The sequence below is a fragment of the Blautia sp. HCP3S3_H10_2 genome (genome assembly GCF_052122375.1).
Taxonomy (GTDB): Bacteria; Bacillota; Clostridia; order Lachnospirales; family Lachnospiraceae; genus Blautia_A.
In genome coordinates this window covers 1-317 of sequence record NZ_JBQKCL010000069.1, presented here as the reverse complement: position 1 = coordinate 317, position 317 = coordinate 1, and the positions used below count along the sequence as shown (strand labels likewise).

The window sequence follows — 317 nt, the reverse complement described above, 5'->3', positions numbered from 1 at the left end:
AAGGCATCTAAGCGTGAAGCCCCCCTCAAGATGAGATGTCCCATTCGAAAGAAGTAAACCCCCTTGAAGACGACGAGGTAGATAGGGCAGAGGTGGAAGTGCAGTAATGCACGGAGCTGACTGTTACTAATAGGGTGAGGGCTTGACCTAAGCGCAAAGCGCGCAGGTCGTTCCATTGAACGAAGTGAGATGGAACGACCGAAGATTCGCAAGGTTGAAAAAAGATTCTTGACAAAGTATTCCAAAGGATGTAACATGTATGTAGTTTTGAAGGTGCAAACCTTTATATTCCTCCTTAGCTCAGTCGGTAGAGCATT

1 rRNA gene is annotated in these 317 nt (G+C 46.4%); it reads left to right on the top strand.

The features are described from left to right. Positions 1-150: ribosomal RNA gene (locus tag ACTQWB_RS18805) — 23S ribosomal RNA — on the top strand; the annotation flags it as partial. Positions 151-317: the final 167 nt, after the last annotated feature.